The organism is Paenibacillus guangzhouensis (genome assembly GCF_009363075.1).
GTDB lineage: Bacteria > Bacillota > Bacilli > Paenibacillales > Paenibacillaceae > Paenibacillus_K > Paenibacillus_K guangzhouensis.
In genome coordinates, this window is the sequence record NZ_CP045293.1 from 1,271,921 (window position 1) to 1,290,367 (window position 18,447).

The window sequence follows — 18,447 nt, forward strand, 5'->3', positions numbered from 1 at the left end:
CTTGCAAGACCTCACAATACAACCAACAAACCAAACACTAAACAATTCAAACACTTGATAAACGTTCAAAAGCTCTTTCCCACTTGAACCATGAGTAGGATGAGCTTTTTTTGCATTCCTAAAATTAGAGTAGGATGAAACGAATGGCAAAGCGTGAACAAGTATTGACAGAAAAGTTGAAGAGACAGCAACCAGCCTAGGAAGCAGAAAACTTAACAATTTATGGCCATCTAATACTTATGAGGCATCGTAAGTTGGGGTCAAGAAGCAGTAAACGGGGCGAAAAAGGCGGGTAGTTCTGTGTTAGAAGGAGTTAGCAGAGCAGCAAACGATGGCAGATGCGAGAGCACTCTTGAAGGGTGATGTCAAACAAAATGCGAAAGGGGCCATCCTGCAACAACGGCCACTAACTGCTGGTCAACGGGCTTCATGGGATCGATGGAGGAACTACGCAATCCAATACTTCAAGGATTCTTCCTCCTGGTATCGAGCAGCGCCGATTCCAACGATATTATTTGGATTTTTCAGAGGTCTAACGCTACAAATCCAGAGAGCGACCTTAATCGATCGCATGCAGAAATATAAAGGGGATGCCGAGGTTGCAGCCTTACTGCAGATGATGCAGCAAGGTTCGATGCAAGAGCAGATCGAAGCCCAGCAGAAATTAGAACAGATCAGCAAAGCGCTAATCGAGGTAGGACGATGCCAAGCAGCCTATGAGGTATATAAGCAGTTTGGACAGACCGCCTATATGGAAGGGGTGCATGCTGCGGCGGAAAAGGCAAGGGCGATGCTGTCGGGGCTTGGGATGAATCGTTCATATTATGATACGGATGTGAGCTTGAGATCCGAATATACGGGAGCACCGTTATCGGCATGTCAGTACAATCCGCTGAAGAATGACCACTCGGTGATGCCGTCAGACGATCGACTTCTCACCATGATTCGCCTTAGTATGGCGGACCAAGAATACAGGAAATGGGCATTCGTGAACTATGATGAGATCGTAGAAGAGATTCGAAGGGCAGATATTGTAGCGGAGACCCAGAAACAGATTGAAGCGAGGCTCCCACCAACGAAGCTGCCTGATGGGACGCTGATTACACCTGACAATAAAGAGAATGAGACAACGTTCAAGTATTTCCAAGAGCATATTCAAAACGATACGATGGCGGCCCCATTGACCTATTATTATTCTTGGTTGAATGACACCTATGGCAGGACCGAATGGCGTAAAAATGTGGAACTGGTCGATGGTGTAGTGAGAGGGTTTGCGGAAGGTCTAATTACAGAGACAGTGAACGGGGTCGTTGGTACACTGGAATTTGCATATAAATTTGTCGTAGATCCAGCGAAGACAACGAAGGAAGTCGCAGACACCGTAAGTTATCTAGCAGCTAACCCCGAAGTACTCGTCGAAGCGGCGAAAAAAATGTATACTGATTTTGATAAAGCTTCACCGGAGAAAAAAGCGGAGATGATTGGCGCGGTAGCATCCATGCTCGTGCCTGGCGTATCCGTAACGAAGGTTGGTAAGGTAGAAAAAGTGACGGAAGCGATGACATCGATCACGAAAAAGATGAAGGAGATCGATTATCCAACCTCCGTGTCCCGGCTTCAAGAGTCTTTTTCGAATATGCTGCCATATCGGCTAGCGATGATCCCCGATGGTGTCATGATGATGGTGCCGAATACGAAGAAGATCGACTTCGGGGCATCGAAACCATCATCCTTACATGATGGACCGAATGTGTCTAAGATTGATACAGGGAAATCGGGGATTGAGGGGACGGGTGAAGTTGATACTCCACCTGCTTTCAAGCAAACTGAATTTGCCAGTTCATACGAATCGAGACTTAATCAAACGCCATCATCTAATAATAAAACGGTTAGTTTTGAGGGCCAAAGGGGAGAAACAAAATGTATTTTAAAACCACCACCAGACCCTGTATTGAAGAAGATATTAGACGAAGCAGGTATTGATGGTATAAATTATAAGAACGGAGTACCTGATTTTTCGCCTGTAGCAAAAGCACAACTGGAAATTGACCATATGGTGGGCGGAGTTGGTAGTAATGGAACTAAAGCTAGAGCTGCGAATTTTAAACAAGCAGATATAAAATTGGCTGAGCAACTTAATAACTCACCTGAATTGGCTAGTCAATTTGGGTTAACCCCAGGAAAAATTAAAGCAGGAGACATTGCAGATATTCGCGAAGAATTAAAACTAACTTGGCACGAATTAAATGATGGGAAAACAATTCAACTTGTACCATCTGAAATTAACAGCAAATTCGGACATCTAGGTGGCGTTGGAGAGATAAACGCAGGAGCGTTTGAACCGGGCGGATTTGCAAATAATTAGAAGGGAGATTTCTCAAATTGAAAATTAATGATACAGTTTTCGGTGAACTTGAATTTGATTATTTGTGGAGCAAGGATACTACAATTGAGTTTTTCGGAGGAGAAGTCAATATTGCTTTGATGGTAGATGGTGAAGAAGATGGCGAATTTAGTGAAAAACAGTATGCTTCATATAATACTTTGAAAGAAAATTGGGGGGCTATTCAGCAAAGTGTTCTGAAATCAATTTTAGATTATTACAAACAGAAGAGATCTGAACTTGGGTACGACGTTTCATATAATGCAAAGTACCCTTTAATTGAAACAGATGATAAACTTCTTGAAAGTATCATGCTAGTTGGGATTTATGTACCATCTGCAAGACGATTTGAAAGCAGATATATTGGACTAACATTTGACTGTAAATGGGATGAAGAAAATGGGGTTGGTATACGTCTAATTAATGAAGAAGTAGCTAGGGTGGGATACCAAGATGTGGCACTTTGAGTATTTGTGGGGGCTACCCAGTGCCGAATAAACCTATCATTCAACCAATAGCACATATAACCCATGTAATACCTGTATAAAGATTTCGTCACATTGTTTGTACTCACATCAAATGCTTTATTTTCATAACCTAAATAATACTTCTCCGTTACGCAAAGCAGGTCGATTATGGTCAGATACCACCATGATTGATCTGTTTTTTGTTATGTTCACTTTCTCACAGGATTTTCAAAATGCTACGCAACTGTAGAATACGCCACCCCGATAGAGAGGATGAAGAGGCAAAGCATCTTTTGGAGTAGTTAGCCCGACCATTAATATTGTCAGGACTTTACTGCAAATTGTCCGCAACAATCTGGCTACTTGCGGCGATGACTACAGTGCAAGAACAATCTGGTGACGACCAGTTTACATAAACAAAAAGACAACGAAGGAAGTCGCAGACACCGTAAGTTATCTAGCAGCTAACCCCGAAGTACTCGTCGAAGCGGCGAAAAAAATGTATACTGATTTTGATAAAGCTTCACCAGAGAAAAAGGCGGAGATGATTGGCGCGGTAGCATCCATGCTCGTGCCTGGAGTATCCGTAACGAAGATTGGTAAGGTAGAAAAAGTGACGGAAGTGATGACATCGATCGCGAAAAAGAAAGATGAAGAAGATCGATTATCCAACCTCCGTGTCCCAGCTTCAAGAGTCTTTTTCGAATATGCTGCCATATCGGCTGGCGATGACCCCCGAGGGTGTCATGATGATGGTGCCGAATACGAAGAAGATCGACTGACTTCGGTGCATCGAAACCGTCATCCTTACATGATGGACCGAATGTGTCTAAGATAGATGGGAAGGGTGATCCGGGGAAATCCGGGATTGATGGGACGGGTAAAGGTGGTATTAACAATAAGTTAACTGAACCTTCATTGACTAAAGAGGGAAAACCAAGAGGAAATTATGCAAATCATGAAGGTGGAAGAGGAAATATAAGACAAAACGAGGCTGCCGACTTATTTGCAGAACAAGGTTACGATATTCAAATGTTGGATGAATGGAGGATTATGGTCTAAAAGAAGGGAAAAATCCTGATTTCCTAATTGAGGGGAAAGTGTTTGATTACTATGCTCCTGATGTCGATACTCCTATCGATAGTATTTGTAAAAAAATAAAAGACAAGACTAAAAATCAAGCCCAAAGAATTGTGCTTAATCTAGATGATTATCCTGCTGAAAATATGAGCTAATAAAGACTATTTTGAGACAAACAAACCCCAACGCAAATTTAAAACACCTAGATGAACTCTTAATGGTTAAGGATGGTCAAATTACTAGAGTTTTTGGGAGGTAGGAAGAATGGATTACGAATTATTTATAAATACTAAGTTGGAAAGAATAAACATAGGGGATCTATTATATGAAATAGCGAGTGATGTAATAGTCGAGGAAGTTAAGATTAATAAAATGCGACATGAACTTGATTTTCAATATGTATATATTGGTTGCGAATACTTTTCAATAGACATTGATCTAGACGATGAAGATGATGATATGGAAGAATATCAGGAGATGAATATGAGATATCATAGCGTTAATACAAATATGCGTATTAGTGTTCAGATGATTTCAAAGACGTTTAATATTGGATGGATGAAATTTCTTGAAATAATCGGAAGGATTTTACGAGTTATTGATGGAGATTTGCTTTTGCTGGATGATAGTTCTTTTCCAGTAATGAAAAGAAAAGATAATATGTTGTATATAAATAGCAATTTAGATGAATACCGTGTCAAGTATATTACTAAGGAGAATTTAAACCTTCTTCATTACCCTTATATTGAGGAAAATTTCTCGGGAAAGTAATAAATTATACAAGATATAAAGCTCAGTAATGAGAAATAGGTAGATTTGGAATCTGTATAGTTTGTAAATTAGTTTGTGTAAACTCGGTTACAACTCCAACTACAAGATCGTACAATACAACCAACTAAACAACACTTGATTAACTTTCAAAAGCTCCTTCCCACTTGAACCATAAGTAGAAATGAGCTTTTTTTTGCAAGTTCAAAATCAGAGGAGGATGAAACGAATGGTAAAGCGTGAACAAGTATTGACAGTAAAGTTGAAGAGACATCAACCAGCCTAGGAAGCAGAAAACTTAACAATTTATGGCCATCTAATACTTATGAGGGCATCGTAAGTTGGGGTCAAGAAGCAGTAAACGGGGCGAAAAAGGCAGGTAGTTCTGTGTTAGAAGGAGTAAGCAGAACAGCAAACGATGGCAGATGCGAGAGCACTCATGAAGGGTGATGTCAAACAAAATGCGAAAGGGTCCATCCTGCAACAACGGCCACTAACTGCTGGTCAACGGGCTTCATGGGATCGATAGAGGAACTACGCAATCCAATACTTCAAGGATTCTTCCTCCTGGTATCAAGCAGCGCCGATTCCAACGATATTATTTGGATTTTTCCGAGGTCTAACGCTGCAAATCCAGAGAACGACATTGATTGATCGCATGCAGAAATATAAAGGAGATGCTGAGGTTGCAGCCTTACTGCAGATGATGCAGCAAGGTTCGATGCAAGAGCAGATCGAAGCCCAGCAGAAATTAGAACAGATCAGTAAAGAGCTAATCGAGGTAGGACGATGCCAAGCAGCCTATGAGGTATATAAGCAGTTTGGACAGACCGCCTATATGGAAGGGGCGCATGCTGCGGCGGAGAAGGCAAGGTCCATGCTGTCGGGGCTTGGGATGAATCGTTCATATTATGATAGGGATGTGAACTTGAGATCCGAATATACGGGATCACCGTTATCTGCATGTCAGTACAATCCGCTGAAGAATGACCATTCGGTGATGCCGACCGACGATCGACTTCTCACTATGATTCAACTAGCCGTGGGAAATAAGGAATACAGGGCGTGGGCGATAGAGAATTACGATGGATTTGAACAAAAGTTAAAATAAGAAGAACAAGAAGAACAAGAAGCACTAGCAAAACAAATGGAAGTCTGCATTGCCCCAGATACCCGGAATCCGTTCGAAAAATCGATTGACAGTTTTAAGGAAATCGGACAAGATCTTTATGATGCAGCAGTTGAACGGAACGAGAAGAAATGGGATTCGACATATGATTTTTTCAACTATTTAACGAGCGGCATATCTGGAGGAATCATAACAGGAGCAGAAGACCGTGCGGTAAAGATGTGGGATTCACCGTATCGTTTTATTAATTGGCTAACGATAGGTATCCCTGATACAGTAAAGTGGACGTTTGCTCCAGAAGATGCCTTGTCTAAAGAGCACTGGCTAAGTAGTATTAGTTTAGTAGGGATGATCGCTGGTGGGTACGCCTCAGCGGCAAAACCAGGTGCGGTCATAAAACCTATATACGATGGGCCAAGTGTTCCTAAGGCGGATGGGAAGATTTTGGGGACGCGATATGCTAAACCAACTGATTTATTTAAGGAAGATACTTTTGCTCCATTTGGACAAAGAATCGCTCCTAAGAATTTGTATAGGGAAATGAATAAGTCAAATGTAGGCAAAGAAACACTGGGCTTATTACCTAAATATCGCTTTTACGTTACATCTAACGGGTCGATTATGGTCAGATACTACCATGTTTGACCTGTTTTTTGTTGTCTTCGTTTTCTCACAGATTTTTGAAAATGCTACACAACTGTAGACCATATCGGATTGTTTCGACTTCAGAAGGAGTCATGATAATGGGTGCCGAATCAAGTAAGATTGACTTCGGGGCATCGAAACCACCATCATTACATGATGGACCGAATGTGTCTAAGATAGATGGGAAGGGTGATGCGGGCAGACTTGGGATTGAGGGGACGGGTAATGTTGATATTATCAGACAAGTCGTCTCGGGAGTAACTTATTTTACAAGTGACAGTTTCGGAGGAATCCTAAATATGTTAACTGAAAAAGCTATCGAACTACATTGGCGGAGCCTATCCAGCTAAGTACGTCTTGTGCTTCTTCAACCATCATGATATGATGATTCCATCTTATGAAATCACGGAGGTACACACAGTCCAATGAAGTAAGTACACGTTATTTTCGTCGCGAACTTGAATGAAGTTGTTCAAGCGGCCTCTGCCGAGGGTAGAGTGAACGGGATACGTGTATCATCTGACGGGGACTGATTATTTCTTGTGTACAAGTGAGTGGTGCGATTCACCTTTCTATGGGATGCGGGTGATTGCATAGCCTCTTTACTTCGTGTACCTATGAATCACCCTATACACATTTCGTTTGCGAGATCCACGGTCAGTTGCGGCCGTGGATTTTTTTATTTGACGATCGGAGGAATGTGTATGAAGTCTACACTTTTAAAAGTAAATCAAGCATCGAAGGAATATAGCGGCAAAGTTATTTTTGAGCAGGTAAGCTTGGAGATTGTCGAAGGGGAGCATGTCGCGTTGTTCGGGCAAAATGGCGTCGGGAAGACGACGCTGCTGCAGGCCTTGCTCGGGCGGCTTGATCTCGATGGAGGAAACATCCAGCGGATGCTTCCAGTGTCCGAATGGGGGACGCTGGATCAGCAACTAGAGATCGAATCGGATGTTGTGACGCGCGATTTCGTCCAACAAGGGATGGTCGAGTGGCACACGGCAAAACTCCAAATGGAAGACCTACAGAATGCGCTGCAGCACGGCACTGATGATTCATCGGATCCCGATTTATTCGAACGGTATGAAGCAGCGTATAATCGCTTTGAGTCCTTAGGCGGCTACGAAAACGAGACTCAAATCGATACCTGCATGCAGCGCGTCGGATTACATTCTGCCGTATGGCATCAACCGTATAACGATCTTAGCGGCGGTCAGAAGACGAAGGCGCAGCTAGCCCGTATTTTGGTCGCGAATCCCAGGTTCCTGCTGCTTGACGAACCGACTAATCATCTTGACGGTGAGACGCTCGAATGGCTGGAAGAATGGGTTGCCTCATATAAAGGAACGATCTTGATGGTCTCCCATGACCGTACTTTTCTGGATCGCACGGCAACCGCGATATTAGAACTGACGTCGAAGGGGTGTACACGATACACAGGAGGCTACTCGGACTACCGCCGTCAGAAGGACATTGAATTACAGACGCAGGCGGCTCTTTACAAGAAACAGGAGCAAGAGAAGGAAGCACTGCTCGAATGTATTCGACGCTATCAGCAGTGGTTCAATACCGCTGAGCGGCGAGCGGGCACGCAGACCGAAGTGAAGATTACGAAATCCTACTACAAGGCTAGAGCGATGAAGAATATTACGCGGTACCATGCGAAGGAGAAGGAGCTGGAAAGACTCGAACAGAATCGGGTGGATAAGCCGAAGGAAGACACGAAAATCCACGTTCAGTTTGAAGCCGATTCGCTTGTATCCAATACCTTAATCCGTATGGAGGATGTGACGTTCGCTTATCCCGATGCAAGCCCGGTCTTTACGAATTTGAAGCTGCAGGTGGATCGTGCGGATCGTATTGCGGTTATGGGGGCAAATGGTGCCGGAAAGTCTACGCTGCTGAAAGTCATGATTGGTGAGTTCTCGCCTTCAGGCGGCGCGGTTCGGCACCATCCTCAGCTGAAGATTGGCTACTTCTCGCAGGAGTTGGAGAACCTCGAGGAAGAGATGACGATTCTAGACAGCTTATTGGTACTCCCGAACATGACGCAGACCTACGCGAGAACGATTTTAGGCTGCTTCTTATTTTCGCGAGACGATGTTTTTAAGTATATTAAAGACCTAAGCATGGGCGAACGATGCCGGGTTGCGTTCATTAAGCTGTATTTTAGCGATGCACATATGCTCGTATTGGATGAGCCGACGAACTATTTGGATATTGCGACGCAAGAGAAGATGGAGGAAGCCTTCCGAGGTTATCCGGGAGCGATTGTCGTCGTATCCCATGATCGCTACTTAATCGGCCAATTGGCGAACCGGATCTGCAGAATCGAAGCGGGTGAGGTCCAATTATTCGATGGCACTTACGAAGAGTTCATGCATCATCGTCAAGCCCAAGCACAGGGCGGAATGAATCGGGAGGATCAGGATCGGCTGCAGCGCCTGGAACTTGCATTAACGCAGAAGCTAATGGATCCTACAGACACGTCGACGGAAGATTATATGGTGCAAATTCGGCAATTGAAAGCGGAGATCCATAAGCTAAAATCGTAAATATCACAATCTGGGATATATAATGTGAATTTTATCACAAACTATTCGAGGGCCATATGATATAGTGGTGTCATAAACGAAAGGGAGTTGACGAGACATGAAAAACGCGAACTTCACGGATGAAATGACACAAAACTATATGAGATTTTGCTATATTTGCGATGATGCCTCGAAATGTACAACCGAAGAACAATGCAGAGCCTGCTGGGCCAGCATGACTTTGGAAGAAGAACATGAGACATGTGAGACAACCAAATATATGAAGCTGCAATATGCTTAAACTGTGTTACCTCAATACATTAACAACATGACGATAACTGCAGTAAACCTCTAATTCATTCCTTGTTCCAAGGGTGGGTTAGAGGTTTTGTGGTTTCAAGGAGTATAGGGAAGTGTTATGATAGTACAATACCGAACACAGTAAGAATTGAAATGGAAGTGAAGAAACGATGATTCAACCGATTGTTGCAGAAGATTTACCAGAACTTGAGGCACTATATGAAGAATTGATCGGGGAGAAAGGTTCATTGACGCAGATGGAAGTTGTGTTCCAGAAGATGCGTGCCAATGAGGCTTATCATTTGATGGGCTATAAAGTGGATGGGGTATTAGCCGGATCGGTTATGGGGGTTATCTGCCTTGATCTCGTAGGCTCCTGTACACCGTTCATGGTCGTAGAGAACGTAATTGTCTCTTCTCGATTTCAGGGGCATGGCGTAGGCAAAAAACTAATGCTTGCATTGGAAGAGATTGCGAAAGCAAACTCCTGCGGATATATCATGTTTTGTTCGAGCGCCTTCCGTAAAGAAGCGCATCAATTCTATGCATCCTTAGGCTACGCGTTGGATGCGGTTCAAGGCTTTCGTAAGATGCTGTAATAGAACATCTATCATCTCCTAATCTAGGAATCGTGAGCGAACTTCTGGTGAAGGGAGCATACAGCTATCGCTTTTCCCGAACCAGCGGTAGCGGTTCTTAGCGACGAAGTTGTACACGAGGTCTCTTAAGGGCCGAGGCACGATACGCAGTACACTTGCAGAACGCCATATACCATGGAACTGCTTCGCAATGCGCAGTGCAGCGTCTGATTTCGTATAGAGCTGTCCTTGATCGATGACAACGACGCTGCTAAGCTCACCAGCGTAACCTTGCTCGCGGAGCAAACGCATACCTGTCTCGCTTTGCAGCGACGCGAAGGAGAAGTAGCTGTTCTTGTCTCTACGAATAATAAATTGAACGCTGCTGTTGCAGAAATTGCATACACCATCAAATAGAATGATTGCCTTTGGATTTGGGGTCATCATCAACGCTCCTTATATGCAAGGCTATCGCTTGGCACAGACGTTAATCTCAGCATACCATGACACAAGCACCTTCGCTACCTTGGGCATGAAGCATATTATCCATGGGAGGATCATGAAATGAGTAAATATTGGAATCAGGTGACCGCTTCCTTAACGCCTTATGTACCAGGCGAACAACCGAAGGATAAGACATACATTAAGCTGAATACGAATGAAAATCCTTACCCGCCCTCACCGCGTGTTCTGACAGCCATAGACGAGGCGACGAATGCAGACTTGCGATTATATCCGGATCCGACATGTGATGCACTCATTCAGACGATAGCTGCGCACTATGCCGTAACCCCTGATCAAGTCTTCGTCGGCAACGGCTCAGACGAGATTCTAGGATTCGCTTTTGCGGCGTTCTTCAGTCCGGATCGGGCAATCCGGTTCGCCGACATTACATACAGTTTCTATCAGGTCTATGCGAAGCTGTACAATCTCTCCGTTGAACGCATTCCGCTCGATGCTGATTTCAATATGCCGCTTGAGCAGTTCTACGGCAGTGAAGGTGGCGTTGTCATTGCCAATCCGAATGCGCCTACATCGACATTCGTGCCAGTGGATCAATTGCGGGTCGTTCTCGACCATAATCCCGATCACGTGGTGATCATCGATGAAGCTTATATTGACTTCGGCGGGGAATCTGCGGTGAAGCTCATAGATAGCTATCCGAACCTACTGGTTATTCAGACGTGCTCGAAATCACGTTCCTTGGCTGGGCTTCGTGTTGGATTTGCAATCGGTCATCCGGATTTGATTGAAGGGCTGAACCGGATTAAGAATTCATTTAATTCCTATACGCTGGATCGTCTGGCTTTGGCTGGTGCTCAGGCTTCTTTTGAAGATCAGGAATATTTCGAACGGATGAATGCGAAGGTGATTGCAACAAGAACGTGGGTCGTCGATGAACTGCGTGCGTTAGGTTTCCTCGTGCCGGAATCCCGTGCCAACTTCGTCTTTATCACGCATCCGAATCACGAGGGGAGCGCATTGTTCCAGTCACTGAGAGAGAAAGGCATCTTAGTGCGATATTTTAACCAGCCTCGCATCGATCAATACTTGCGTGTAAGTATCGGAACCGATGAAGAAATGCAAGCATTGATCAGCGCGCTGGAGGAAATAATACATTAAGCTAGGAGCTGTTTAATTTTCTCTTGGTAGACAGTTTTCGGACGGAGTCCTACGAGCCTATCTTGCGGAACGCCGTCTTTGAAGAACATGACAGTAGGAAGCGACATGATTTGATAATGCGAACTGGATTCTGGTGATTCATCTACATTAATCTTAATGATCGATACGTCAGAACCATGTTCCTGATCCAATTCATCAAGCAGGGGAAGAAGAACTTTACATGGCGGGCACCAAGGCGCACCAAATTCAACGAGTGTGACACCCGTAGGGGCAAGGATTTGATTCAAGTTATCTTGTGTTAATGTCTTCATGGACATCGAATTCACGCTCCAATGGGTTAGGATTTTCGGCTGTGACCGCTTCGATTCGATCCAGCAGATTGGTTCTCAGTTGACTCAACAATTGAATTTGCTCTTCAATCTCCGCAAGCTTTTGCTTATAAATGGGGACAATCTGACTGCAGAAGGACTCTTTGTTCATCATGACGCAGTGCAGGAAGCTGGCGATTTGTTCGGTTGTGAAGCCAAGACTAAGATAGAACTTAATGGTATTGACTTTCTCGATCATGAGCGGGCTATAAGTTCTGTACCCATTCTCTTGTCGATCCGCTGTGATTAAGCCTTGTTGCTCGTAATAACGCAAGGATCGAATGCTGACTCCCGTGCTTTTGGATAATTCACCGATTTTCAATGGTCTAGGCTCCTTTCTTCGATGATTGTATACGGGATGATATTTCGATTATAAACCCTAACATTAATGTCAGGGTCAATAGGTAACTACCGGTGATCTTCCTTTTATTTCATTGTTCGAATGTGATCAATGTCACATGGCGTTATGTTCGGTTGTGGTTATAATACATCATAGATAGATAAGGATAGGAGTGAACTACATATGGAATGCATCGTGCATTTTGAACTTGTTCGCAAAGATAAAGTGAGTCCACTTCGAGGCATTGTCGATGTAGAGCCCGGTCAGAAGCCGTTGATCCATGATCTGGTTCAAATGTTTAAGGATATTGACTTGGAAGTGGTTGTCGAAGATACGGAAAATTATTTGTTCCGCTCGACCATCCCACATGACCCATATACCATTCGGGTGAAGAAATTCGACATGGGCGAGAAGACCGATGATTATGTTGAAGATACAGAATTGAAGTCGATCATAGCGAACTTTATACCGAAGAGCAGACCTCTGTAAAGAGGTTCTTTGCTTTTGCTATGTACAACGTGAAAAGCCTCCCTAGGGAGGCTTTTTGTTTGATAGCATCTTACGAATTTACCCTTGTATATTTTGACATTTCACGTTATGTTATTGTTCGGAGCATGTCTATGAATTCAAAGTCGAATATCGGTGGAGGAATTGATCAATGTCCAATTCAGTGAGTGGAAGCACAACAATTATTTTACGTCTCGAAATGGATAAGGAGCTCGTGTCGTTCGGACGGGTTGCAACGGTGATCACGGAAGCGGGTGGAGATATCGTTGCGATTGACGTTGTGAAATCAACGAAGAAAACAACAACCAGAGATATCACCATTCAAATTGGGGAAGACGCTCAACAAAAAGCAATAGAAAAGGAATTAAAAAGATTACGAGGCACGCGCATCATTAATATATCCGATCAAATCTTCTTGATGCACTTGGGAGGTAAGATTGAGACACTGCCGAAGCTGCGAATTAAGAACCGCGCGGATTTATCTCGTGTCTATACACCGGGTGTCGCAAGAGTCTGTATGGCGATTCATGAAGATCCGTTGAAAGCGCATACCCTTACAATCAAACGTAACACGGTCGCTGTTGTATCGGACGGATCTGCGGTGCTAGGGCTTGGCAATATCGGTCCGGAAGCAGCTATGCCGGTCATGGAAGGAAAAGCGATGTTATTCAAACAGATGGCGGATGTGGATGCCTTCCCGATCTGCTTGAATACGCAGAATACGGAAGAGATTATTCAAATTGTGAAAGCGATTGCGCCATCGTTCGGCGGGATTAATCTCGAAGATATTGCATCGCCGCGTTGCTTCGAAATTGAACAACGGTTGATTGAAGAACTGGATATCCCTGTTTTTCATGATGACCAACATGGAACAGCAGTCGTTCTCCTCGCAGGTCTAATCAATGCGCTCAAGATCGTCGATAAGAAACTCGAGTGTTGTAAAGTGGTGATCTGCGGGATTGGCGCAGCCGGCATTGCATGTACGAAAATCCTGCTCGCAGCGGGTGCCGTCAATGTAATCGGTGTGGACAAAACAGGTGCAATCGCGTGCGGAGATCATGAGGAAGACAGCGTATTTGGTGCCTATGCGAGAATTACGAACCCGCATCATGTTCGCGGCCAACTCCATGAAGTTATCCAAGGAGCAGACGTCTTCATCGGTGTATCCGGACCGAATGTACTGAAGCTGGAAGATGTTAAGAGCATGGCTAAGGATCCGATCGTATTCGCAATGGCCAACCCGACGCCTGAGATCGCTCCTGAAATTGCAGAACCATATGTTCGAGTCATGGCGACAGGCAGATCAGATTACCCGAACCAAATTAATAACGTACTATGCTTCCCGGGCTTGTTCCGTGGTGTTCTCGATTGCAGAGCAACACGTGTGACCGAGAGCATGAAGCTGGCAGCTGCATACGCAATCGCCTCCGTCGTTACGGATGAGGAGTTAAATGAACAATATATCATACCAAGTGTATTCAATACGGAAGTTGCCGCAAAAGTGAAAGAGGCGGTAAGCCATGCGGCCTACGAGGCTGGCGTTGCGCGCCGTCGTCGTCAGGAGGCATTTGAGGACGAGCCAGGGTATACGGAATTAGTCTAATAGGAGAGAGGAGATTAACAGCAAATGACGTTCATTCAACCAGGCGAGGTTATTCTATTTCAAGGCGACAGTGTAACGGATTGTGCACGTCATTACAACAATCCGGATGATATGGGCAACGGATACGCGAACATGGTGGCAGGTCTATTCAGCGCGCTCTATCCGAAGCATCGTGTTCAATTCTTTAATCGTGGAATTAGCGGCAATCGGGTCGTAGACCTGCAATCCCGCTGGCAAGCGGACTGTCTAGATCTCAAGCCGAATTGGGTATCCATATTAATCGGAATTAACGATGTATGGAGACGATATGATTCCAATGACCCGACATCCGTGGAACAGTTCAAGGCGGGTTACCGCGACTTATTGCGTCAGACGAAAGAAAAACTCGGGGCGAAGCTGATAATCTGTGAGCCGTTTGTCTTGCCGGTTCCAGAGGATCGCAGAGCATGGCGCGAAGATCTCGATCCGAAGATCCAAGCCGTACGTGAATTGGCAGCGGAATTCGAAGCCATCTATATCCCGCTCGATGGTCTATTCGCACAACACGCTACAGAGACGCCTCCTGCTTATTGGGCTGAAGATGGGGTTCATCCATCCGTCGCTGGCAACGGACTCATAGCAAAAGCTTGGCTGCAAGCGGTACAAGCGATCTAATCATAACGTAACGATACATAAGAACGCTGATCTGTCATGGAAAGATGCACAGAAGGCGTTCTTTTGTTATGATATTTGGAAGGGCTTTATTGGAGGATGATGGAATGCGAAGAAGATTGAAGAGGATATTACTCGCCTTGTCCGTAGTAATCATGCTTCTGCTTGGAACGGCAGTGTGGTATCTCTGGCCGTATGGGCCTGATGCAACAGCTGTTCAAGCGATGCAGAGTGATAATACCATCAAAGTCACAACCGATTCTTATGCCATCGTTATTGAACCGGCCCACGAGCCCATCCAGCAAATCGGAATTATTTTCTATCCTGGCGCGAAGGTTGAACCGGAAAGCTATGCGCCGCTTGCAAGAGATTTTGCAACACTCGGCTACAGGACGATCATCGCTAGAATGCCATTAAATCTGGCTCTCTTAGGAGAGAACCGCGCAAGTCTTCTGATGAAGCGTTATCCCGATCAGCCATTCGTCATAGGCGGTCATTCCATGGGAGGCGCCTTTGCAGGCCGTTTTACCGCATCGAACAAAGAAAACGAGAACGTGCGGGGATTGTTCCTCTTGGGCGCATATACGGATCAACCTCAAACGTCGCACGTATTGTCGGTCCTGGCATCCCAGGATTTCGTATTAGATCAACAAACATATCATCGCTATCGTTCGAACTTACCCAAAACAACACAGACCCTTACGATTGCGGGTGGAAATCATGCGCAATTCGGAGACTATGGTTCTCAGCCAGGGGATGGACAAGCGACCATCTCGCGAGTAGAGCAGCGACAACAAGTCGTGAAATCGGTCGTGAATTGGATCGGCAAGATCGGTCAGACGAAGGAATAAATGGAATGGGTTATTTGTTGCTAGGTAAGGAGTTATTATGATTCGAAAACCGAAAATATTAGAAATACAATCGCTTCGGGGGCTGGCCTTTCTCGCCGTTGTGATGCAGCATGCCGTAGCCCATTATGCAGCGGTACCTGAGATGCAGCTGGGGGATGGCGTTATGATGGCGATTCTCCTAGTACTCTCCAAATTTGCCGTGCCGGTATTTGTGTTCATTACGGGACTCGTGCTGTTCTACAACGATAAAGATGATTTTCACTATGGCGTATTCATCAAAAAACGATTAAGCGATATTCTATTGCCATATTTGATTTGGTCCGTAATTTATTATGGGATCAATCATGGCTGGTATGACCTATGGCAATTCGTACAATTGGCTTTTACGGGTAAAGCGAGTTATCATCTATGGTACGTCGTGATGATCATGCAATTTTATCTGCTATTTCCGCTTTGGCGGTATGCCGTTCGATGGATCACTCGCAAGCTGATCGGTTGGAGAGGTGTGGCTGTTCTTCTGTTAGCAGCTGCAGCATATATCGTACTCATGGGACAAGTCTATGTTATAGGTCAGGTTCTGCAAGAACATCCGATTCCGGTATTAACGGAGTTGTTCAACAAATATGCGGATCGTAACGCACTTTATTATTATTTGTATTTTATGATGGGTGCAGCAGCTGGGCTGCATGTTGAGGTGTGGAATCGATTCGTGCTGAGGTATAGAATCATCTATTGGCCTGTATTCATAGCATTGTATGGCTATTTTATATCGGTTTCTGTTGGTGCATTTCATACGTCACAAGGTCTCAAATACAATTTCTATCACGTATTTCTGCTTAGGCCGCTTATGGCGGTATTCTTGATTAGCTCCATCCTTGTTGTATATCATTTCGCCATTCTTTGTGCACGTCAGCCTACTTCTCGTATGAACCGGCTCTTCACTTGGATTGGCATGTACTCCTATGGCGCCTATCTGGCACACGCAGTAACACTGAGATTAGGGTATAAAGTCGATCATTTCTTCTTACTGGCCTTACCGGTTACGGCAAGAATGTTAATCGTTATGGGAATTGCAGCGGCAGCCTCCGTGTTATTAACAGCTATCCTTAGTCGATTGCCTTATGGAAAGTGGATGGTGGGGATTCACGTACGTAAGCGAGCACTTGCAAAGGATACAGAATAAATGATAGAATCCGATGTCCAGTTAAAAAATGGATAGACAATCTGATTAAGATAACTTCATTGTAGAAAGAGGAGGAAATGTTCATGCCTCGAAAAATTGAGCGGGGATTTACGCTTGTCTACACAGGCGATGGTAAAGGAAAGACGACAGCAGCAGTTGGATTATGCGTGCGGGCGGTGGGGCGTGGCTATAGAGCACTTATTCTTCAATTTATTAAAAGCCCGCAGCGTTCATATGGCGAACAAATTGCGCTTGAGAAGATTGGCGTTGAAGTGCGGCAGCTCGGGATTGGATTTACATGGACGAAGACGCCGGAAGAGCATCGGGAAGCGTTCAAGACAGCACTGGCTGTAGCTAAAGAAGCTATTCAATCCGGCTTGTACGATGTTGTCGTTCTGGATGAGCTGAATAATGCGCTGGCGATTACTAGCTTTCCGATTGATGATGTGCTGCCGCTTCACGAGGTCATCGATATGATTCAGAATCGTCCGGCCGGCATCCACGTCGTGATTACAGGGCGTTCTGCACGCGAGGAGATCATCGATATTGCCGATTTAGTTAGTGAGATGAAGCCGATTAAGCATTATTATGAAGAGGGCGTCCCTGCGGTATTGGGGATTGAATTCTAATAAGTGGTTGCATATACGCTCCGAGTCCAAATGGATTCGGAGTGTTGTTGTATCTCATGTTAATCTGGGCATGATTATGGTAAATTAATAAAGATTAACAACAAGATGATCGTGGAATCAATACATATAGCTTCAGGGGGTTAGATTGTGACGAATGAGAGACTACATCCGTGGCTCCACATATGGACACGCCCTAGACAAGTCATCAGGGGCGTTCTAAGCGGCGAACAATCCAGGCGAAACATCATTATCCTCGCAGGCGTGAGCGGGATTCTACGTGCGCTGGATCAAGCGACGAGCAGAAGCCTAGGCGATCAAATGAATATGATGATGGTTCTACTCGTGAGTCTGATATCCGGATTTATCGGTGGATTCATAAGTCTGTATTTGATTAGCTGGATTATGAAATTTACGGGGAAGTGGATCGGCGGCCAAGCTTCGTTTCATGAGGTTCTTACCGCTACGGCTTGGTCGAATGTGATCCTCATCTGGGTCGGAATACTCTGGATCCCTAAGCTGCTGCTCTTCGGATACGAGCTTTTCACGACTGCAACGCCGATCATGGACGCGAATCCGACATTAAAGCTCTTGCTGGTTATTTTTGGTGTCATTGAAGTTGTATTATCGATCTGGGCGGTTGTCGTCTATATCCTTATACTGAGTGAAGTACAGAAATTTTCCGGTTGGATGGCGCTGCTTAATGTGATCTTGGCGCTTGTGATTGCTTTTTTGATTATTATGGCAATAACAATCGTTATTAGCCTTATCTTAAGCGTCTTTGCCTTTGGCATCGGCATAGGAGGTTAAG

The 18,447-nt window shown here is 44.8% G+C and carries 22 protein-coding genes; 19 read left to right on the top strand and 3 right to left on the bottom strand.

Annotated features, from left to right (window positions below; all coding sequences use genetic code 11):
• Nucleotides 1–331: 331 nt before the first annotated feature.
• The 11 genes from GCU39_RS31780 to GCU39_RS05685 all read left to right on the top strand — a co-directional run bounded on the left by GCU39_RS31780 (nt 332) and on the right by GCU39_RS05685 (nt 9,905).
• Nucleotides 332–2,365 carry an HNH endonuclease gene (locus tag GCU39_RS31780; protein ID WP_227793453.1) on the top strand — a complete coding sequence of 678 codons (2,034 nt, stop codon included), beginning with the start codon at nt 332–334 and terminating at the stop codon, nt 2,363–2,365.
• A gap of 17 nt (nt 2,366–2,382) precedes the next feature.
• Complete coding sequence (locus tag GCU39_RS05640) at nt 2,383–2,850, top strand: DUF6985 domain-containing protein (RefSeq protein WP_152392612.1); 468 nt, start codon at nt 2,383–2,385, stop codon at nt 2,848–2,850.
• A gap of 499 nt (nt 2,851–3,349) precedes the next feature.
• Entirely contained in the window at nt 3,350–3,688 is a 339-nt protein-coding gene (locus GCU39_RS05645; protein WP_152392613.1) for a hypothetical protein, read from the top strand.
• Complete coding sequence (locus GCU39_RS31785) at nt 3,676–3,912, top strand: hypothetical protein (RefSeq protein WP_152392614.1); 237 nt, start codon at nt 3,676–3,678, stop codon at nt 3,910–3,912. The genes GCU39_RS05645 and GCU39_RS31785 overlap by 13 nt, the downstream gene beginning before the upstream one ends.
• Complete coding sequence (locus GCU39_RS31790; protein WP_152392615.1) at nt 3,894–4,085, top strand: CdiA C-terminal domain-containing protein; 192 nt, start codon at nt 3,894–3,896, stop codon at nt 4,083–4,085. Before GCU39_RS31785 ends, GCU39_RS31790 begins: the two co-directional genes overlap by 19 nt.
• A 109-nt stretch (nt 4,086–4,194) precedes the next feature.
• The gene (locus tag GCU39_RS05660; protein ID WP_152392616.1) at nt 4,195–4,701 is read left to right on the top strand and encodes a hypothetical protein; all 507 of its coding nucleotides are present in this window, start codon (nt 4,195–4,197) and stop codon (nt 4,699–4,701) included.
• Between the two features lie 655 nt (nt 4,702–5,356).
• A complete protein-coding gene (locus GCU39_RS05665) occupies nt 5,357–5,809 on the top strand; it encodes a hypothetical protein (protein ID WP_152392617.1) in 453 nt (150 codons plus the stop codon).
• Between the two features lie 36 nt (nt 5,810–5,845).
• On the top strand, nt 5,846–6,472 hold the full coding sequence (locus GCU39_RS05670; protein ID WP_152392618.1) for a hypothetical protein: 627 nt from the start codon (nt 5,846–5,848) through the stop codon (nt 6,470–6,472).
• 704 nt (nt 6,473–7,176) lie between these two features.
• Nucleotides 7,177–9,027: a ribosomal protection-like ABC-F family protein gene (abc-f, locus tag GCU39_RS05675; RefSeq protein ID WP_152392619.1), complete on the top strand. Its 1,851-nt coding sequence runs from the start codon at nt 7,177–7,179 to the stop codon at nt 9,025–9,027.
• Nucleotides 9,028–9,124: 97 nt separating this feature from the next.
• On the top strand, nt 9,125–9,307 hold the full coding sequence (locus tag GCU39_RS05680; protein WP_152392620.1) for a hypothetical protein: 183 nt from the start codon (nt 9,125–9,127) through the stop codon (nt 9,305–9,307).
• A gap of 169 nt (nt 9,308–9,476) precedes the next feature.
• Complete coding sequence (locus tag GCU39_RS05685; RefSeq protein ID WP_152392621.1) at nt 9,477–9,905, top strand: GNAT family N-acetyltransferase; 429 nt, start codon at nt 9,477–9,479, stop codon at nt 9,903–9,905.
• An 18-nt stretch (nt 9,906–9,923) separates the two neighbouring features.
• Here the strand turns inward: GCU39_RS05685 and GCU39_RS05690 are convergent, their stop codons facing one another.
• Nucleotides 9,924–10,328 (bottom strand): thiol-disulfide oxidoreductase DCC family protein, encoded by a 405-nt coding sequence (locus GCU39_RS05690; protein ID WP_152397102.1) that lies wholly within the window; start codon nt 10,326–10,328, stop codon nt 9,924–9,926.
• Between the two features lie 120 nt (nt 10,329–10,448).
• Between GCU39_RS05690 and hisC the strand changes: the two genes are divergently transcribed.
• Nucleotides 10,449–11,507 (top strand): histidinol-phosphate transaminase, encoded by a 1,059-nt coding sequence (gene hisC / locus GCU39_RS05695; protein ID WP_152392622.1) that lies wholly within the window; start codon nt 10,449–10,451, stop codon nt 11,505–11,507.
• Here hisC and GCU39_RS05700 read toward each other — a convergent pair.
• A complete protein-coding gene (locus GCU39_RS05700; RefSeq protein ID WP_152392623.1) occupies nt 11,504–11,824 on the bottom strand; it encodes a thioredoxin family protein in 321 nt (106 codons plus the stop codon). The genes hisC and GCU39_RS05700 overlap by 4 nt on opposite strands.
• Entirely contained in the window at nt 11,796–12,197 is a 402-nt protein-coding gene (locus GCU39_RS05705; RefSeq protein ID WP_152392624.1) for a MerR family transcriptional regulator, read from the bottom strand. Before GCU39_RS05705 ends, GCU39_RS05700 begins: the two co-directional genes overlap by 29 nt.
• 201 nt (nt 12,198–12,398) lie before the next feature.
• On the opposite strand from GCU39_RS05705, the gene GCU39_RS05710 reads away from it, so the two are divergent.
• The 7 genes from GCU39_RS05710 (at nt 12,399) to GCU39_RS05740 (ending at nt 18,446) form a co-directional block, all read left to right on the top strand.
• Nucleotides 12,399–12,704: a hypothetical protein gene (locus GCU39_RS05710; RefSeq protein ID WP_152392625.1), complete on the top strand. Its 306-nt coding sequence runs from the start codon at nt 12,399–12,401 to the stop codon at nt 12,702–12,704.
• Between the two features lie 169 nt (nt 12,705–12,873).
• Nucleotides 12,874–14,325, top strand: coding sequence for an NAD-dependent malic enzyme (locus GCU39_RS05715; RefSeq protein ID WP_152392626.1), 1,452 nt, complete (start codon nt 12,874–12,876; stop codon nt 14,323–14,325).
• Between the two features lie 24 nt (nt 14,326–14,349).
• On the top strand, nt 14,350–14,979 hold the full coding sequence (locus GCU39_RS05720) for an SGNH/GDSL hydrolase family protein (protein WP_152392627.1): 630 nt from the start codon (nt 14,350–14,352) through the stop codon (nt 14,977–14,979).
• A gap of 104 nt (nt 14,980–15,083) precedes the next feature.
• Nucleotides 15,084–15,827, top strand: coding sequence for an alpha/beta fold hydrolase (locus tag GCU39_RS05725; RefSeq protein WP_152392628.1), 744 nt, complete (start codon nt 15,084–15,086; stop codon nt 15,825–15,827).
• 37 nt (nt 15,828–15,864) lie between these two features.
• A complete protein-coding gene (locus GCU39_RS05730; RefSeq protein ID WP_152392629.1) occupies nt 15,865–17,010 on the top strand; it encodes an acyltransferase in 1,146 nt (381 codons plus the stop codon).
• An 83-nt stretch (nt 17,011–17,093) separates the two neighbouring features.
• Nucleotides 17,094–17,639, top strand: coding sequence for a cob(I)yrinic acid a,c-diamide adenosyltransferase (locus tag GCU39_RS05735; RefSeq protein WP_152392630.1), 546 nt, complete (start codon nt 17,094–17,096; stop codon nt 17,637–17,639).
• A gap of 147 nt (nt 17,640–17,786) precedes the next feature.
• The gene (locus tag GCU39_RS05740; RefSeq protein WP_152392631.1) at nt 17,787–18,446 is read left to right on the top strand and encodes a Yip1 family protein; all 660 of its coding nucleotides are present in this window, start codon (nt 17,787–17,789) and stop codon (nt 18,444–18,446) included.
• Nucleotide 18,447 lies beyond the last annotated feature (1 nt).